This window comes from Streptomyces sp. NPDC079141, assembly GCF_040686775.1.
GTDB lineage: Bacteria > Actinomycetota > Actinomycetes > Streptomycetales > Streptomycetaceae > Streptomyces.
On the sequence record NZ_JBFBLP010000002.1, the window covers coordinates 767,451 to 783,839 of the forward strand.

At 70.3% G+C, this 16,389-nt stretch carries 13 protein-coding genes; 10 read left to right on the plus strand and 3 right to left on the minus strand.

What is annotated here, in order from left to right; genetic code table 11:
* The first annotated feature begins 77 nt into the window (after positions 1-77).
* The 9 genes from AB0Q90_RS08585 to AB0Q90_RS08625 all read left to right on the plus strand — a co-directional run bounded on the left by AB0Q90_RS08585 (position 78) and on the right by AB0Q90_RS08625 (position 11,290).
* Positions 78-3,038: a M14 family zinc carboxypeptidase gene (locus AB0Q90_RS08585; RefSeq protein ID WP_363158273.1), complete on the plus strand. Its 2,961-nt coding sequence runs from the start codon at positions 78-80 to the stop codon at positions 3,036-3,038.
* Between the two features lie 214 nt (positions 3,039-3,252).
* A complete protein-coding gene (gene gap, locus AB0Q90_RS08590; protein ID WP_363158274.1) occupies positions 3,253-4,260 on the plus strand; it encodes a type I glyceraldehyde-3-phosphate dehydrogenase in 1,008 nt (335 codons plus the stop codon).
* Between the two features lie 132 nt (positions 4,261-4,392).
* Positions 4,393-5,604, plus strand: a complete 1,212-nt coding sequence (locus tag AB0Q90_RS08595) for a phosphoglycerate kinase (RefSeq protein WP_363158275.1) — start codon at positions 4,393-4,395, stop codon at positions 5,602-5,604.
* Positions 5,605-5,610: 6 nt separating this feature from the next.
* The gene (gene tpiA, locus AB0Q90_RS08600) at positions 5,611-6,387 is read left to right on the plus strand and encodes a triose-phosphate isomerase (RefSeq protein ID WP_363158276.1); all 777 of its coding nucleotides are present in this window, start codon (positions 5,611-5,613) and stop codon (positions 6,385-6,387) included.
* 103 nt (positions 6,388-6,490) lie between these two features.
* Positions 6,491-6,721, plus strand: a complete 231-nt coding sequence (gene secG / locus AB0Q90_RS08605; protein WP_015661252.1) for a preprotein translocase subunit SecG — start codon at positions 6,491-6,493, stop codon at positions 6,719-6,721.
* A 199-nt stretch (positions 6,722-6,920) separates the two neighbouring features.
* The gene (locus tag AB0Q90_RS08610; protein ID WP_003957010.1) at positions 6,921-7,256 is read left to right on the plus strand and encodes an RNA polymerase-binding protein RbpA; all 336 of its coding nucleotides are present in this window, start codon (positions 6,921-6,923) and stop codon (positions 7,254-7,256) included.
* Positions 7,257-7,392: 136 nt separating this feature from the next.
* A complete protein-coding gene (locus tag AB0Q90_RS08615) occupies positions 7,393-8,661 on the plus strand; it encodes an MFS transporter (RefSeq protein WP_363158277.1) in 1,269 nt (422 codons plus the stop codon).
* A 52-nt stretch (positions 8,662-8,713) separates the two neighbouring features.
* The gene (pgi, locus tag AB0Q90_RS08620; protein WP_363158278.1) at positions 8,714-10,366 is read left to right on the plus strand and encodes a glucose-6-phosphate isomerase; all 1,653 of its coding nucleotides are present in this window, start codon (positions 8,714-8,716) and stop codon (positions 10,364-10,366) included.
* An 84-nt stretch (positions 10,367-10,450) separates the two neighbouring features.
* The gene (locus tag AB0Q90_RS08625; protein ID WP_363158279.1) at positions 10,451-11,290 is read left to right on the plus strand and encodes a hypothetical protein; all 840 of its coding nucleotides are present in this window, start codon (positions 10,451-10,453) and stop codon (positions 11,288-11,290) included.
* Here the strand turns inward: AB0Q90_RS08625 and AB0Q90_RS08630 are convergent.
* From AB0Q90_RS08630 to AB0Q90_RS08640, 3 genes are read right to left on the minus strand one after another with little or no spacing between them, the layout of a single operon-like run.
* Positions 11,278-13,578 (minus strand): FtsX-like permease family protein, encoded by a 2,301-nt coding sequence (locus AB0Q90_RS08630; RefSeq protein WP_363158280.1) that lies wholly within the window; start codon positions 13,576-13,578, stop codon positions 11,278-11,280. The two genes, AB0Q90_RS08625 and AB0Q90_RS08630, sit on opposite strands and share 13 nt — an antisense overlap.
* Positions 13,579-13,617: 39 nt before the next feature.
* The gene (locus AB0Q90_RS08635) at positions 13,618-14,370 is read right to left on the minus strand and encodes an ABC transporter ATP-binding protein (RefSeq protein ID WP_363158281.1); all 753 of its coding nucleotides are present in this window, start codon (positions 14,368-14,370) and stop codon (positions 13,618-13,620) included.
* Complete coding sequence (locus AB0Q90_RS08640) at positions 14,367-14,882, minus strand: PadR family transcriptional regulator (RefSeq protein WP_363158282.1); 516 nt, start codon at positions 14,880-14,882, stop codon at positions 14,367-14,369. The genes AB0Q90_RS08635 and AB0Q90_RS08640 overlap by 4 nt, the downstream gene beginning before the upstream one ends.
* A 122-nt stretch (positions 14,883-15,004) precedes the next feature.
* Here AB0Q90_RS08640 and AB0Q90_RS08645 point away from each other — a divergent pair, with 122 nt between their 5' ends.
* A complete protein-coding gene (locus AB0Q90_RS08645; protein ID WP_363158283.1) occupies positions 15,005-16,276 on the plus strand; it encodes an ABC transporter substrate-binding protein in 1,272 nt (423 codons plus the stop codon).
* Positions 16,277-16,389: the final 113 nt, after the last annotated feature.

The following is a 16,389-nucleotide window of genomic DNA, read 5'->3' on the forward strand; positions in this document are numbered from 1 at the left end:
CACCCTTGACTCGATCATGGACTGTCATGAGCCTGGCATCTGTTCGCTGACGTGGCGAACCCACGCTAGGGGGGTTCATGAGACACAGAGCGAGATCGATCCTCGCTGTCGGCGCGCTCCTGATCGGCGGAGCGAGCTTCGCACCCATCGCCCAGGCACAGAACGGCAGTTCCGACGCGTCGAGCGCATCGGACAACGAGGTCAAGGTCTTCCGCGCCGAGGTCACCAAGAAGCAGATACCTCTGCTGCTGGCCGCCGGACAGGACGGCCATGAACTCAGTGAGCAGGCGCCCGAGAAGGGCACCGCCACGATCGAGGTCTACCTCACCGACCAGCAGGCCGAGAAGCTTGAGAAGCAGGGCGTCGAGCTCACCGAGCACACCCTGTCCGCCAAGGCCGAACAGCGCGTCGAGGCGGCCGCGGACGGCGTCTACCGGCCCTACGGCGGCAGCGGCGGCCTCAAGGAGGAGATCCTGCGGACCGCCCAGGAGAACCCCGGCCTCACCAAGGTCGTCTCCATCGGCAAGACCGTCAACGGCCAGGACATCCTGGCGCTCAAGCTCACCAAGAACGCCAAGAAGACCAAGGACGGCGCCAAGCCCTCCGTCCTGTATCTGTCCAACCAGCACGCGCGCGAGTGGATCACGCCGGAAATGACCCGCCGGCTGATGCACCACTACCTGGACAACTACAAGACGGACAAGCGCATCAAGACGATCGTCGACACCACCGAGCTGTGGTTCGTGCTCTCGGCCAACCCCGACGGCTACGACCACACCTTCGCGGACACCGGCGACCGCCTGTGGCGCAAGAACCTGCGGGACGTCAACGGCGACGGCGCCATCAGCACCGGCGACGGCGTCGACCTCAACCGCAACTTCACCTACAAGTGGGGCTACGACAACGAGGGTTCGTCCCCCAACCCCACCAGCCAGACCTACCGCGGCGCCGGCCCGGCCTCCGAGCCGGAGACGAAGGCACTGGACGCCTTCCAGAAGCGGATCGGCTTCGAGTACGGCATCAACTACCACTCCGCCGCCGAGCTCATCCTCTACGGCGTCGGCTGGCAGGTGGCCACGGACACCCCGGACGACGTGCTCTACAAGGCACTTGCCGGCACGCCCGACAACCCGGCCGTCCCCGGCTACCACCCGCAGGTCTCCTCGGAGCTGTACACCACCAACGGCGAGGCGGACGGACACGCCGCCAACGTCAACGGCCTGGCGATGTTCACACCCGAGATGTCGACCTGCCAGACCGCGTCGAACATCGACCCCGACGACGCCTGGCTCCCCGGCGACTGCCAGTCGATCTTCAACTTCCCGGACGACGAGAAGCTGATCCAGCAGGAGTTCGCCAAGAACATCCCCTTCGCGCTCTCCGTCGCCGAATCGGCGGCCCACCCCGACCGGCCGTCCTCGTCCGTCGGACTGACCGCCGCCGACTTCACCCCGGCGCCGTTCACCACGTCGTACTCCCGCGGCGCCGACCAGGAGGTCTCCGTCACCGTCCGCAAGTCGGTGCGCGACAAGGAGCTCAAGTACCGCGTCAACGGCGGCCGTACGCACGACATGGCGCTGCGGCCCTGGGACGGCGGCGAGACGTTCGGCGGTGCCGACAACCTCTACTTCGACGAGTACCGCGCCAAGGTCGCCGACGGCGATCCGGGCGACAAGGTCGAGGTGTGGTTCACCGGCGAGACGAGGAGCGGAAAGCCCGTCGCCAGTGAGCACTTCACGTACACGGTGGCCGAGCGCCCGCGCGCGGACGTCCTCGTCGTCGCCGAGGAGGGCGTGGCCGCCACCCAGGCGCAGACCTACGTCGACGCGCTCAAGGCCAACGGCCGCAAGGCGGTCGTCTGGGACGTCGCCACGCAGGGTGCCCCCGACGCGCTCGGCGTGCTGAGCCACTTCGACACCGTCGTCCACTACACGGGCGCCGGCGTCCCGGGCAACGCCACCCAGCTCGAACTGCGCGCCTTCCTCAACGAGGGCGGCAAGCTGGTCGAGGCCGGCGAGCAGGCGGGCGGCTCCGTCGACCTCGGCGGCGGCACCCCGTCGAACGACTTCAGCCAGTACTACCTGGGCGCCTACAGCCGTACGTCCCTCCCCGGAGCCTCCTCCTTCGACGGCGCGGGCAAGCTCGCGGGCACCGCGGCCGGGCTCGGCGACGCGCCCGGCAACCCGCTGAGCGCGGCCGGCTCCTACGGCGTCACCTCCGAGACGCTGGCCGAGGCCGACTTCCCGCAGTTCGCGAGCGCGGGAGCGGGCCGGTACCCCGGCACCGTCAATCCGTACGGCCCCTACGAAGGCGCCTACATGGCGGCCGTCACGCACAGCGACTACGCCTGGAACCGCCTCACCCGCACCGTCGACCTCACCTCGGTGACCGCCGCCGACGCGCCCACACTGCGCACCCGGATGCTGTGGAGCACCGAGGAGGGCTACGACCACGCCGTCCTGGAGGCGCGCACGGCGGGCGGCGACGACTGGACCACGCTCCCGGAGAAGGGCGGCGCCACCAGCACCGCCGTGCCCGAGGAGTGCGGGGCCGGGTACTTCATCCAGGCCCACCCCGCCCTCAAGCGGTATCTGACCCTCGCCGGCGGCGCCTGCACGCCCACCGGCACCAGCGGCTCCTGGAACAGCTTCACCGGGGCGTCGGCCGGCTGGCAGGAGGTCTCCTTCGACCTCTCGGCCTACGCCGGAAAGACGGTCGAGCTCTCCTTGGGCTACATCACCGATCCCGGTTCCGGCGGTCGCGGCCTGCTCGTGGACAACGCCTCGCTCGTCGTCGGCGGCACCGCCGTCGAGACCGAGGGCTTCGAGACGTCACTGGGCGCCTGGACCACCCCCGGACCGCCCGCGGGCAGCCCCGCCGTCGTCAAGGACTGGGCCCGCGTGGGCCGGCTCTTCCAGACGTACGGCGCGGTGACCACGGACGACACCGTGCTGCTGGGCTTCGGCCTGGAGCATGTCGTCGCACCGGCCGACCGTGCGGCCCTGATCGGCAAGGCACTCACGGCGCTGGAGGGGTGACCCCCGCTCGACCGCGTCGGGAAAACGGTTCATAGGGCCGTCCGGCCCGGGCGGTCCGTACCCCTACTGGCGGGTACGGACCGCCTGCCCGTGTATGGGGCATCTCGATGTCACCTCGGGGGCCTCAGGGAGGTAGGGTCGTAGGCGGTCGGGGACATCCCAAATAGAGCTCGCCGGCACCGCATGGCCGGCGTACCAACGAGGAGATCGGTTCGTGACGATCCGCGTAGGCATCAACGGCTTCGGCCGCATCGGTCGTAACTACTTCCGCGCGCTGCTGGAGCAGGGTGCTGACATCGAGATCGTGGCTGTCAACGATCTGGGTGACACCGCGACCACCGCCCATCTGCTGAAGTACGACACGATCCTGGGCCGCCTGAAGCAGGAGGTGTCGCACACCGCCGACACCATCACTGTCGACGGCAAGACCATCAAGGTCCTGTCCGAGCGCAACCCCGCCGACATCCCGTGGGGCGAGCTGGGCGTCGACATCGTGATCGAGTCGACCGGCATCTTCACGAAGAAGGCCGACGCCGCGAAGCACATCGCCGGCGGCGCCAAGAAGGTCCTCATCTCGGCTCCGGCCTCCGACGAGGACATCACCATCGTGATGGGTGTCAACCAGGACAAGTACGACCCGGCGAACCACCACGTCATCTCCAACGCCTCCTGCACCACCAACTGTGTGGCGCCGATGGCCAAGGTCCTCGACGAGAACTTCGGCATCGTCAAGGGTCTGATGACGACCGTGCACGCGTACACGAACGACCAGCGCATCCTGGACTTCCCGCACAAGGACCTGCGCCGCGCCCGTGCCGCCGCCGAGAACATCATCCCGACCACCACGGGTGCCGCCAAGGCCACCGCCCTGGTGCTCCCGCAGCTCAAGGGCAAGCTGGACGGCATCGCCATGCGCGTCCCGGTCCCGACCGGTTCCGCCACCGACCTGGTCGTGGAGCTTGAGCGCGAGGTCACCAAGGACGAGGTCAACGCCGCGTTCAAGAAGGCCGCCGAGGGCGAGCTGCAGGGCTACCTGTCCTACACGGAGGACGCGATCGTTTCCTCCGACATCGTCAGCGACCCGGCGTCCTGCACCTTCGACTCCTCCCTGACCATGGTCCAGGAGGGCAAGTCGGTGAAGATCCTCGGCTGGTACGACAACGAGTGGGGCTACTCCAACCGTCTCGTCGACCTGACGGTGTTCGTCGGCAACCAGCTCTGATCTCCGGAGCAGGCACTTTGATGTGAGCAGGGCTCGGGCGGCGCAGGGACGCGCCGCCCGGGCCCTGACTCACGTACGGACCAGCCCTCTTAGGATCACGAGCACCACGAAATCTCCTCGGGAGCCCTCTCAATGAAGACGATCGACGAACTCCTCGCCGAAGGTGTCACGGGCAAGCGGGTCTTCGTCCGCGCCGACCTGAACGTGCCGCTGGACGGCACCACGATCACCGACGACGGCCGCATCCGCGCCGTCCTGCCCACCGTCAAGGCGCTGGCCGAGGCGGGCGCCCGGGTGGTCGTCGCCTCGCACCTGGGCCGCCCCAAGGGCGCCCCGGATCCGGCCTTCTCCCTCGCCCCGGCCGCCGCGCGCCTCGGTGAACTCCTCGGCGCCTCTGTCGCCTTCGCGACGGACACGGTCGGCGAGTCCGCCACCGCCACCGTCGCCGGCCTCGCCGACGGCGGCGTCGCCGTCATCGAGAACCTGCGCTTCAACGCCGGCGAGACCAGCAAGGACGACGCCGAGCGCGGCGCCTTCGCCGAGCAGCTCGCCGCCCTGGCCGACGTCTACGTCGGCGACGGCTTCGGCGCCGTGCACCGCAAGCACGCCTCGGTCTTCGACCTCCCGGCCCGTCTGCCGCACTACGCCGGCTACCTCATCGCCACCGAGGTCGGCGTCCTGAAGAAGCTGACGGACGAGGTCCAGCGGCCGTACGTGGTTGCCCTCGGCGGCGCCAAGGTCTCCGACAAGCTCGCCGTCATCGACGAGCTGCTCGGCAAGGCCGACCGCCTGCTCATCGGCGGCGGCATGGCCTACACCTTCCTCAAGGCCAAGGGCTACGAGGTCGGCATCTCCCTCCTCCAGGAGGACCAGGTCCCGGCCGTCCAGGAGTACATCGAGCGCGCGGAGAAGAACGGCGTCGAGCTGGTCCTCCCCGTCGACGTCCTCGTCGCCACGGAGTTCCCGGACCTGAAGACCAAGGCCCCGGCCAACCCCACGACCGTCGCCGCGGACGCGATCCCCGCCGACCAGGAGGGTCTGGACATCGGTCCGGAGACCCGCAAGCTGTACGCCTCGAAGCTCGCCGACGCCGCCACCGTCTTCTGGAACGGCCCCATGGGCGTCTTCGAGCACCCCGACTACGCCGAGGGCACCAAGGCGGTCGCCCAGGCCCTCATCGACTCCCCGGCCTTCACGGTCGTCGGCGGCGGCGACTCCGCCGCGGCCGTCCGCATCCTGGGCTTCGACGAGACGGCATTCGGCCACATTTCGACCGGCGGCGGCGCCTCCCTCGAATACCTTGAGGGCAAGACGCTCCCCGGCCTCGCCGCACTGGAGGACTGACCCTTTATGAGCACGCGCACGCCGCTGATGGCGGGCAACTGGAAGATGAACCTCAACCACCTTGAGGCCATCGCCCACGTCCAGAAGCTCGCCTTCGCCCTGGCCGACAAGGACTACGAGGCCGTCGAGGTCGCCGTCCTGCCGCCCTTCACCGACCTGCGCTCCGTGCAGACCCTGGTCGACGGCGACAAGCTGAAGATCAAGTACGGCGCCCAGGACATCTCGGCGCAGGACTCCGGCGCCTACACCGGCGAGATCTCCGGCTCGATGCTGGCCAAGCTGAAGTGCACGTACGTGGCCATCGGCCACTCCGAGCGCCGCCAGTACCACGCCGAGACCGACGAGATCGTCAACGCCAAGGTCAAGGCCGCCTACAAGCACGGCCTGACCCCGATCCTGTGCGTCGGCGAGGAGCTGGACGTCCGCGAGGCGGGCAACCACGTCTCCCACACCCTCGCCCAGGTCGAGGGCGGTCTGAAGGACCTCCCGGCCGAGCAGGCCGAGACCATCGTGATCGCCTACGAGCCCGTCTGGGCCATCGGCACCGGCAAGGTCTGCGGCGCCGAGGACGCGCAGGAGGTCTGCGCCGCCATCCGCGGCAAGATCGCCGAGCTGTACACGCAGGAGCTGGCCGACAAGGTCCGCATCCAGTACGGCGGCTCCGTGAAGTCGGGCAACGTCGCCGAGATCATGGCGCAGGCCGACATCGACGGGGCGCTCGTGGGCGGTGCGTCGCTCGACGCCGACGAGTTCGTCAAGATCGTGCGCTTCCGCGACCAGTGAGTACCTGGTAAGCGGGGATCCGTCGTACCCTTGCGGGGGCACAGCCCGGTGGCTGTGCCCCTGTCGTCCATCCAGATCCGAGGAAGTTGGTCCAGCCGTGGTTATGGGGTTCTCGATCGCCCTGATCGTCTTCAGCGGGCTGCTGATGCTGCTGGTGCTGATGCACAAGGGCAAGGGCGGCGGCCTCTCCGACATGTTCGGTGGCGGCATGCAGTCCTCCGTCGGCGGCTCCTCGGTCGCCGAGCGCAACCTCGACCGGATCACCGTCGTGGTCGGTCTGCTCTGGTTCGCGTGCATCGTCGTGCTCGGTCTGCTGATGAAGGTGAACAACTGACCGGCACGCACATTCCGTACGTAACGCCCCATGTTCGGTACGCGCAGCTGAGCGCGGCCTATCATGGGGCTTGCGTCTAGATGTGGGGGCTGTAACTCCAATCACTGGACGCGCGTTGGGCCTTACGTAGACTGAGGCGCTCGCAACGAAGCGAAACGCCGACTCGCTTCGCGGCACCATCACGCAGGGAGTTACGACCGTGGCAAGTGGCAACGCGATCCGAGGAAGCCGGGTCGGGGCGGGGCCGATGGGTGAGGCCGAGCGCGGTGAGTCCGCGCCGCGGCTGCGCATCTCCTTCTGGTGCTCCAACGGGCACGAGACCCAGCCGAGCTTCGCCAGCGACGCGCAGGTTCCCGACACCTGGGACTGCCCGCGCTGCGGCTTCCCGGCAGGACAGGACCGGGACAACCCGCCGGACCCGCCGCGTACCGAGCCCTACAAGACGCATCTGGCGTATGTGCGGGAGCGGCGCAGCGACGCGGACGGCGAGGCGATCCTCGCCGAGGCGCTCGCCAAACTGCGGGGCGAGATCTAGGAGTTGAGAGCCGGCCAGGCACCGTTCGGTGTCCGGCCGGAGCTGTTTCGCGGGCGCCCGCAGAACCCCGCGCCCCGGCCGATTGTCAGTGGTGCCCTCTACGGTTTGTGCATCGGGCGAATCGTGAGGGGGAGCTGTGACGACGGTCGAGACGGGGGACGTGCGCGCACCGGCGTGGCGCGGGGGGTTCGGGCGGCTGTGGAGTGCCGCCGTGCTCTCCAGGTTCGGTGACGCACTGCGGACCGCCGCGCTGCCGTTGCTCGCCGCGACACTGACGGACCGGCCGCTGCTCATCGCCGCGGTGACCGCCTGCGGCTATCTCCCCTGGATCGTCTTCGGACTGCTGGGCGGCGCCGTCGCCGACCGCGTGGACCAGCGGCGCGCGATGTGGACGGTGGACGCGGTACGCGGGCTGCTGGTCGGGTGTTTCGCGGTGGCCGTCGCCCTCGGGCACGCTTCGATCGGCCTGCTGATCGCGCTGGCCTTCGCCCTGACCACACTCCAGACCCTCTTCGACAACGCCTCGACGGCCCTGTTGCCGGCCCTGGTGGACCGCGCCGAGCTGGGCAGCGCCAACGCCCGTCTGATGACCGGTCAGAGTGTCGCCGGCGGCCTGCTGGGCGCCCCGGTCGTGCCGCTGCTGATCGCGGCAGGGGCGGCGGCGCCCTTCGCGGTCGACGCCGTCACGTTCCTGGTGGCGGCCGCGCTCGTCGCCTCGCTGCGGACCGCGCCGCCCGAGCGGAAGCCCCGGCCGGCAGGCAGCACCCTGCGCCGGGAGATCGCCGAGGGGCTGCGCACTCTGTGGCGGGACAGAGCCCTGCGCGGCCTGTGCGCCGCCACCGCCCTGTGCAACATAGGCATGGGCGCCCTGATTGCCACACTCGTGCTCCTGGTGACGGGCTGGCTGGACGCGGGCACCACGGGATACGTGGTGGCCATGACGGCGTACACGGTCGGCAGCCTGATCGGCGGGCCGGCCGGCGGCCCGCTCGTCGCCCGGGTGGGGCGGATGCGGGCGGTGCTGCTCGCCGGGATCGTGCAGATCGGCGCGCTGGTCGTGATGGGCTCGGTGCGCCATCTGGTCGCGCTGGCCCTCGCCCTGGCCGTGTTCGGGTTCATGGGCATGGTGTGGAACGTCAACACCACGACACTCATGCAGCAGCGCAGCCCGACCGACATGCTGGGCCGGGTCAGCTCCGCCTTCCGGACCCTCGGTGTCGCCGGAGCACCGCTGGGCGCGCTGCTCGGCGGAGCCGTCGCCACCGTCTGGGGACTCAACAGCCCGGCCCTTCTCGCGGCCGCGTTCTTCGTTCTGTCCGTCATCGCGCTGATACCTGTGCGCAAGGCGGACGTACTTGTTGTTGCCCCGCACGACGACAGCACGACAGCTCACGTCACCCGCTGATCAACTAGGTTGGGACAGCAGGGACGGGTAGGAAAGAAGGCTGAAGTCCGAAATGAACGCAGACGGTCGTACCAGGCTCAACCAGACGCCCGAGTGGACGGCGCTGGCCAAGCACCGTGAGGAACTCGGCGAGGTGCAGCTGCGTGAGCTGTTCGCCGCCGACCCCGGCCGCGGCAGCGGATACGCGCTCCAGGTCGGTGACCTGTACGTCGACTACTCCAAGCACCTGGTCACCGAGGAGACGCTGCGGCTGCTGCGCGAGCTGGCCGCCGCCACCGATGTGTTCGGGCTGCGCGACGCGATGTTCCGCGGCGAGAAGATCAACACGACCGAGGACCGTGCGGTGCTGCACACCGCGCTGCGCGCCCCGCGCGAGGCGGTCGTCGAGGTCGACGGCGAGAACGTCGTCCCCGGTGTGCACGCCGTCCTCGACAAGATGGCAGACTTCGCCGGCCGCGTCCGCTCCGGCGAGTGGACCGGCCACACCGGCCGGCGCATCAAGAACGTCGTGAACATCGGCATCGGCGGCTCCGACCTCGGCCCGGCCATGGCCTACGAGGTGCTGCGCGCCTGCACCGACCGCGATCTGACGGTCCGCTTCGTGTCCAACGTCGACGGCGCCGACCTGCACGAGGCCACCCGTGACCTGGACGCGGCGGAGACGCTGTTCATCGTCGCGTCCAAGACGTTCACCACGATCGAGACGATCACCAACGCCACTTCGGCGCGCAACTGGCTGCTCGGTGAACTGGGCGCCGGCCAGGACGCCGTGGCCAAGCACTTCGTGGCGCTGTCGACGAACGCCGAGAAGGTCACGGACTTCGGCATCGACCCGGACAACATGTTCGAGTTCTGGGACTGGGTCGGCGGCCGCTACTCCTTCGACTCGGCGATCGGCCTCTCCCTGATGATCGCCATCGGCCCGGACCGCTTCCGGGAGATGCTCGACGGCTTCCACCTCGTCGACGAGCACTTCCGCACCGCGCCCGCCGAGTCCAACGTGCCTCTGCTGCTGGGCCTGCTGGGCATCTGGTACGGCAACTTCCTCGGCGCCCAGTCGCACGCCGTGCTGCCCTACAGCCACTACCTCTCCAAGTTCACCGCCTACCTCCAGCAGCTGGACATGGAGTCCAACGGCAAGTACGTCGGCCGGGACGGGCAGGAGGTCGACTGGCAGACCGGGCCGGTCGTGTGGGGCACGCCCGGCACCAACGGGCAGCACGCCTACTACCAGCTGATCCACCAGGGCACCAAGCTGATCCCGGCGGACTTCATCGGCTTCGCCGAGCCGGTCGCCGAGATGAGCGGTGAACTCAAGGCGCAGCACGACCTGTTGATGGCCAACTTCTTCGCCCAGACGCAGGCCCTGGCCTTCGGCAAGACGCCGGACGAGGTGCGCGCGGAGGGGGTGCCGGAGGAGCTGGTCACCCACAAGACGTTCAAGGGCAACCACCCGACGACCACGATCCTCGCGCGTGAGCTGACGCCGTCGGTGCTGGGCCAGCTCATCGCCCTCTACGAGCACAAGGTGTTCGTCCAGGGCGCCGTGTGGAACATCGACTCCTTCGACCAGTGGGGCGTCGAGCTCGGCAAGGTCCTCGCCAAGCGGGTCGAGCCCGCCCTGACCGAGGGCGCCGAGGTGCCGGGTCTGGACGACTCCACCAAGGCGCTGGTCGCCAAGTACCGGGAGCTGCGCGGCCGCTGATCACGGCAAGCGGGCGGCGCACGGCCGTCCGCTTCCCGTAGACTCCCTGGCGATCATGAAAGCCATGGCTCGGGGGAGTTCAAGTTGGCCGGTTCACGCGGCAGTTGGACGGGCGGCACGCCGGCGGCGGGACCGCTGTGGAAGCCCAAGCACGCGGCGCGCGCGGCATTCCATCCGGCGTGGATTCCGGAGTCCGCCGACCCGGCGGTGGAGCAGCTCAAGAAGGCGCGCCTCATCGCCGGGACGATCGCCGCGGTCGGCGTCTACACCTTCGTCGAGGGCGGCTTCGCCTTCGACGAAATGCTGGAGAACATGCTGACGGCGTCCGTCGTCCTGCTGTTCGTCACACCGCTGACGGTCGGCGTGATGCTCTTCGTGTGGCGGCGCGGCGGCACCGTGCGGTCGCTGAAGGTGCCGCTGCTCAACTCGCTGAAGCTGCTGCTGCTCTTCGTGGGGTCGATCGTGCTCACCGTCGTCCTGCTCAGGGCGGCGGGCGGTGCGGGGTTCTTCGTGCTGCTGCTAGGTCCGCTGGTGCTCTGGCTGATCGGTTTCGTGGCCCGCGGGGCCTGGCACGTCGGCGCGAACTTCTTCGGCACGGCCGGGGTGCACCGGTGTCTGCCGCCGCTGCTCGCCACGGTGACGACATGGCTGATGGCCATTCCGGATCTTGTCACCGGTGATCTGCACGGGCTGAGCCTCACGATGGGCGTTCTGTTCATCCTGGGCGCGCCGTTGACGGTCACGGGGATCTCGCTGTTGGAGACGAAGCGGCTGAAGGGGCGGTACGGGATTCGGCTCGGTGTGCATCCGAGTGCGTTGGCCCCGGTGCCGGTGCCTCCGGCGTATCCGCCGTATGTTCCGCCTCAGGGGAACCCTTACGGGCCGTACAACCCGCAGGCTCCGAGGAACCCCTACGCGGGTTGAGTGTCCGCCAGTCTTCGCCTTGCCGCCCTCGTCGCCGGGAGCGCGGCCACGGCTGCCGCGCCGATCACCGCCGCCGTGACGAAGAGCAACAGCAGGGCGGTCGACGGGCCCTCGGCTATCCCCGCGCCGATGCCGCTCGATCTGCCCTGGGTGTCGATCAGCCAGTGGGCGAGCGGGGCGCCCAGGGCGGTGCCGATGGCGGCCGCGGCCAGGGTGGTGAGCGCGGTGGCTGTCACCGTGATGCCGGTGATCTGGCGGGGGGAGAGGCCGACGGCCTTCAGGGCCAGCAGGTCCCGCTCGCTCTCGCGGACGGTGCCGCCGATGGCGGTGAGCAGTTCGATCAGGCCGATGAGCGCCAGCACGGTGATGAGGCCGAGGACGACTCCGCGCATGGGTGAGAGGCCGTCGGCGGGGTTCGGGACGGTGTGGACGTCGAGGTGGCCGTGGCCGGCCTCGGTCAGGCGGTCGGCGACCTCGGCGGCGTCCGCGCCCGGGTGGAGCCGGAGCTCGTAGCGGGTCGGGGCGAGTCGGGGGTCGTTCTCGCGGAGGGTGTCGAGCGAGGTGGAGATGACCCGGCCGGCGTTCTCCGGTTCGATGCTGCGGCCGACGATGTGCAGGATCTGCGGCTGGTCGCCCACGGTCATCCGGACCCAGTCGCCGACCCGTACGTCCAGCAGGTTGAGCAGACCCTGCCCGGCGACCGCCTCGTCACGGTTCTGCGCGGGACGGCCCTCGGCCAGGGCGTACGGGTAGGGGTCCTGGCGGGTGCCGAGGCCGCGCAGGGCGATGGTGGCCGTCTGGCCGGGGACCAGGGCGGCGACCTCGACGCCCGGGTAGACCGCGGCGACCTGCGGGTCGCGTTCCAGCAGCGCGCCGGCGTCGCGGCGGCCGAGGCCGGAGTCCGTGTGGACGGTGAGCGCGGTGGGCAGGCCGATCTGTTCGGGTCTGCTCTGGAAGCGGTCGATGGTGCTCCAGGCGCTGAGCGCCACGACGATCAGCAGCAGCGGCAGTGCGAGCCGGGCGACGGTGGCCGGCGTGCGCCGGCGGCGGGCGAACGCGGTGTGCCAGCCCAGCACCAGCGCGGGGGACAGCCGTATCCCGCCCGCTCGCCCGAGCCGTGTCCCCAGCGCCCGCCGAACCGGGCCCGACAGTCCGCGGCCCGCCGAGGCAGCCGGCCGGGGCACCGGCACCGGAGGCACCCGTCCCGCCCGCCAGGCGGCGAGGCCGGTGGTCGCGGCGATGAACAGGACCGCGCAGGCCGGAACGGCGACCAGGGCCACCGCCCGCCCGGGCAGCCCCTGCCACACCCCGACCGCGTCGCCGAGGCGGCCGGGAAGCCGGTTGCCCAGGGCCTCGATGAGCGCGACCGCGGACACGGCGCCCAGCAGCGCGTAGGCGAGATGCTGGAGCAGGTAGACGCGGACGACCTGGCCCGGGGTGAAACCGATGGCCTTCAGGATCGAGATGTCCCGCAGATGGCCGCGGATCCGGGTGCCGATCGCCCCGTGCACGGCGAGCCCGGCGGCGATCAGCGCGCCCAGTCCGAACAGGCCCAGCACCTGGCCGAGCAGCCGGTTGTCGCCCTGCTCCTCGGCGCGCGCCTGCTGCCAGGTGGTGACCTCGCTGACCGCGCCGGCGCCCAGCACGGTGACGGCGCGCTGGACGGCGTAGTCCGTGTCGTCGGGGTCCGTCAGGCGCAGGCCGGTGACCTGGCCGCCCGGGTCGCGCACGGCGGAGGGCAGGGCCCAGACGAGTCCGGGCCGCTCGCCGGGCCGGTAGCGGGGCTCCGCGCTGTCGGCCACGCCGAGGACGGTCAGCGTGCGCGCGGTGCCGGGGACGGTGAGCGTGTCGCCGGGGCCGGCGAGCAGGCTGTGGGCGAGGCGGGTCTCCAGGACGACACCGTCGGGGGTCGCCGGGTCCAGCCAGTGCCCGGAGGTGAGCAGCGGGCGGCCGACGGTGGGCTGCTCGGGAGTGCCGCGCAGTTCGACCGAGGCGCGGGTGCCACGGGAGGCGAGGGTGGCGGCGGAGGTCGGGTAGGGGCCGGAGACGGACGCGACGCCGTCGAGCGCGGCGAGTTTCCCGGCGTCGGCGGACTCGGCCGTGTGCAGCCACACATGGGCGCCGCGGGACTGGGTGAAGACGCGCTGCCAGGGGTTGGTGGCGTAGCCGAAGAGGGCCGTGGCCAGCAGCAGCGAGGCGACGACGCCGACGGTGGCGAGGACGAGGAACAGGGCCTCGCCGCGGTGCGTGCGCAGATCGGAGTGCGCCCAGCGCAGGGTGGCTCGCATACGGCTCAGGGCCTCCGGGGATCGTCGTGCACCCGCATGTCAGTCCCTGAGCTCCAGCACCCCGGATATGCCGGAGCGGCGCGACGGCGCGGCGTCCTGGAGGGTCGCGTCGTCGGCTATCCGGCCGTCGAAGAAGCTGATCACCCGGTCCGCGGCGCTCGCCAGCCGGGCGTCATGGGTGACCAGCAGGATCGTCTGACCGCGCTGGTGGAAGCGGGACAGCAGCCGCATCACCTCGCGGGTGCCCTTGCTGTCGAGGCTGCCGGCCGGCTCGTCGGCCAGCAGCAGCGGCGGATGGTTGACCAGGGCGCGGGCCAGCGCGACCCGCTGCTGCTCGCCGCCGGACAGCTCGCCCGGCATGCTGCGCTCCTTGCCGTCGAGGCCCAGCTCGGCCAGCAGCTCCTCCCGCTCGGCGCGCGCCCGCCTCGGCGGGACCCCGGCGAGCAGGGCGGGCAGCTCGACGTTGTCGGCGACCGACAGGTTCGAGACCAGGTTGAAGAACTGGAAGACGACGCCGATGCGCTTTCTGCGCTCCACGGCCCAGCGCGCCTCGCTCCACGCGTCCGTCGGCTCCCCGTCAAGACGGATGCTCCCGCTGTCGGGCCGCTGGAGACCGCCCAGCAGATGCAGCAGCGTGGACTTCCCGGCGCCGGACGGGCCGGTGATCGCCGTGAACTCGCCGCGCGCCACGGACAGGTCGACCCCGCGCACGGCATGCGCCGGGGCGCCCTCGCCGTGGTGCGTCTTGACCAGGCCCTCGGCGTGCAGCACCGGAGCGGGGCCGTTGCTCATTCCAGCTCCTCCAGCTCTTCCTGGCACCGTTCGAGCCAGTCGAGGTCGGCCTGAAGATGCAGCATCGCGCCCTCGATGAGCAGATGGGCGATGCGGTTGTCGCGGTCTTCGGCGGCGGCCAGCTTCGACAGGTTGCGCATGGTCGTGAGGTACTGGCGCCGCTGCTTGTTGATGAGGGCGATCTGGTCGGCGAGACCGGTCCGTGGGGCGAGGGCCAGTTTCATGAAGAACTCGTCCCGCACCCGTGGCTCGTCCTCGGGCTCCTCGAACCAGGCGCTCACTGCCTCGCGTCCGGCGTCGGTGAGGTGGTAGACCTTCTTGTTGGGTCGGCCGGCCTGCTCGACGTCCTCGCCCTCGATCAGTCCCGACTTCTCAAGGCGGCCGAGGGTGACATAGATCTGGCCGACGTTCGGCTGAGGGTACGCCGAGCCCAGCAGTTGCTCAAGGTCCTGCTTGAGCTCGTAGCCGTGGGCGGGGCCGCGTGCGAGGAGTGCCAGGAGGGGCAGGCGCACTCGTGCTGTCCTCCTCGGGTCCTCGGTAATGTGCGACGGGCCCTAGTATCGCGCATACCTAACAGGTATACATGGCCTCTGACCGGGCGACGACGCCCGTGCCGGTGTACAGGGAGGAACCTATGCGGTGGATACACGCCGCCGGTAGGGGCCTCCTCGCCCTGCTTGTCGTCCTGACCGGGTACGCCGCCTCCGGAGTGGGAGCCAAGGACGCGGACGGCGACGGCCGCGGACCGCTCACCCTCGCCACCGCCGGTGACCTCACCGGCTATCTCGGCCCCCTCCTGGAGGGCTGGAACCGCACTCACCCCGGCGAGCGGGTCACCCTCGTCGAGCTGCCGGACTCCGCCGACGAGACCCACGCCCAGATGGCCACCGACCTGCGCGACGACGGCCGAGGCCGGTTCGACGTGCTGAACATCGACGTCAGCTGGACCTCGGAGTTCGCGGCCGCGGGCTGGATCCGCCCACTGCCGCGCGACCGCTTCCCGCTGGAGTCCTTCCTGCCGCCGGTCGTCGACACGGCCACCTACGACGGACGGCTCCACGCCGTGCCGTACGTGACCAACGCCGGGCTGCTCCTCTACCGCAAGGACGTCCTCGCCGAGGAGGGCGTCGAACCGCCGCGCACCTGGGCCGAGCTGGAGCATCTGGCGAAGACCGTCGCCCCGAAACACGGACTCGACGGCTACGCGGGCCAGTTCCTGCCCTACGAGGGGCTCACCGTCAACGCGGCCGAGGCCGTCTACTCGGCGGGCGGCTCCATCCTCGGCGGCGAGGGCGAACGCGTCACCGTCGACTCGGCCGCCGCACGCGAGGGCATCGGGTTCCTGGCCCGCGGGGTGCGCGAGGGCTGGATTCCGGAGCGGGCGCTGACGTACAAGGAGGAGGAGTCCAAGCAGGCCTTCCAGGACGGACGCCTGCTCTTCCTCCGTAACTGGCCCTATGCCTACGTCGTCGCCTCGGCCGAGGGTTCGCCGGTCGCCGGGAAGATCGGCACCGTGCCGCTGCCGGGGCCCGACGGGCCGGGCACCAGTGTGCTCGGCGGCTCCAACCTGGCCGTCAGCACGCACGCCAGGCACCCCGACTCCGCCGCGCGCCTGCTCGCGTACCTGACCAGCGAGCGCGTGCAGCGCCAGGTGCTCACCCGTGGCGCGCTGCCGCCGGTGCGGGCCGCGCTGTACGAGGATCCCGAGCTGGTGCGGGAGTTCCCGTATCTGCCGACCCTGCGCGAGAGCGTGCTGACGGCCGCGCCGCGCCCCAAGAGCCCGCGCTACGACCAGGTCAGCCTGGTGGTGCAGGCGGTCGTGCACGACGCGATGACCGGGCGGGAGACGCCCGCGTCGGCGGTGCGGCGGCTGGCGCGCGAGCTGGCCGCGATCTCCGCTCGATAGCCCACCTAGTTACTTGTTAAGTAACGCGGACGTCTCATCTAGCCCTTTAGTGCCCCAATAAATCCGTATTTAGTGCCCAACTTGGCAGTAGCATGCGTACTTCTCATTGACAC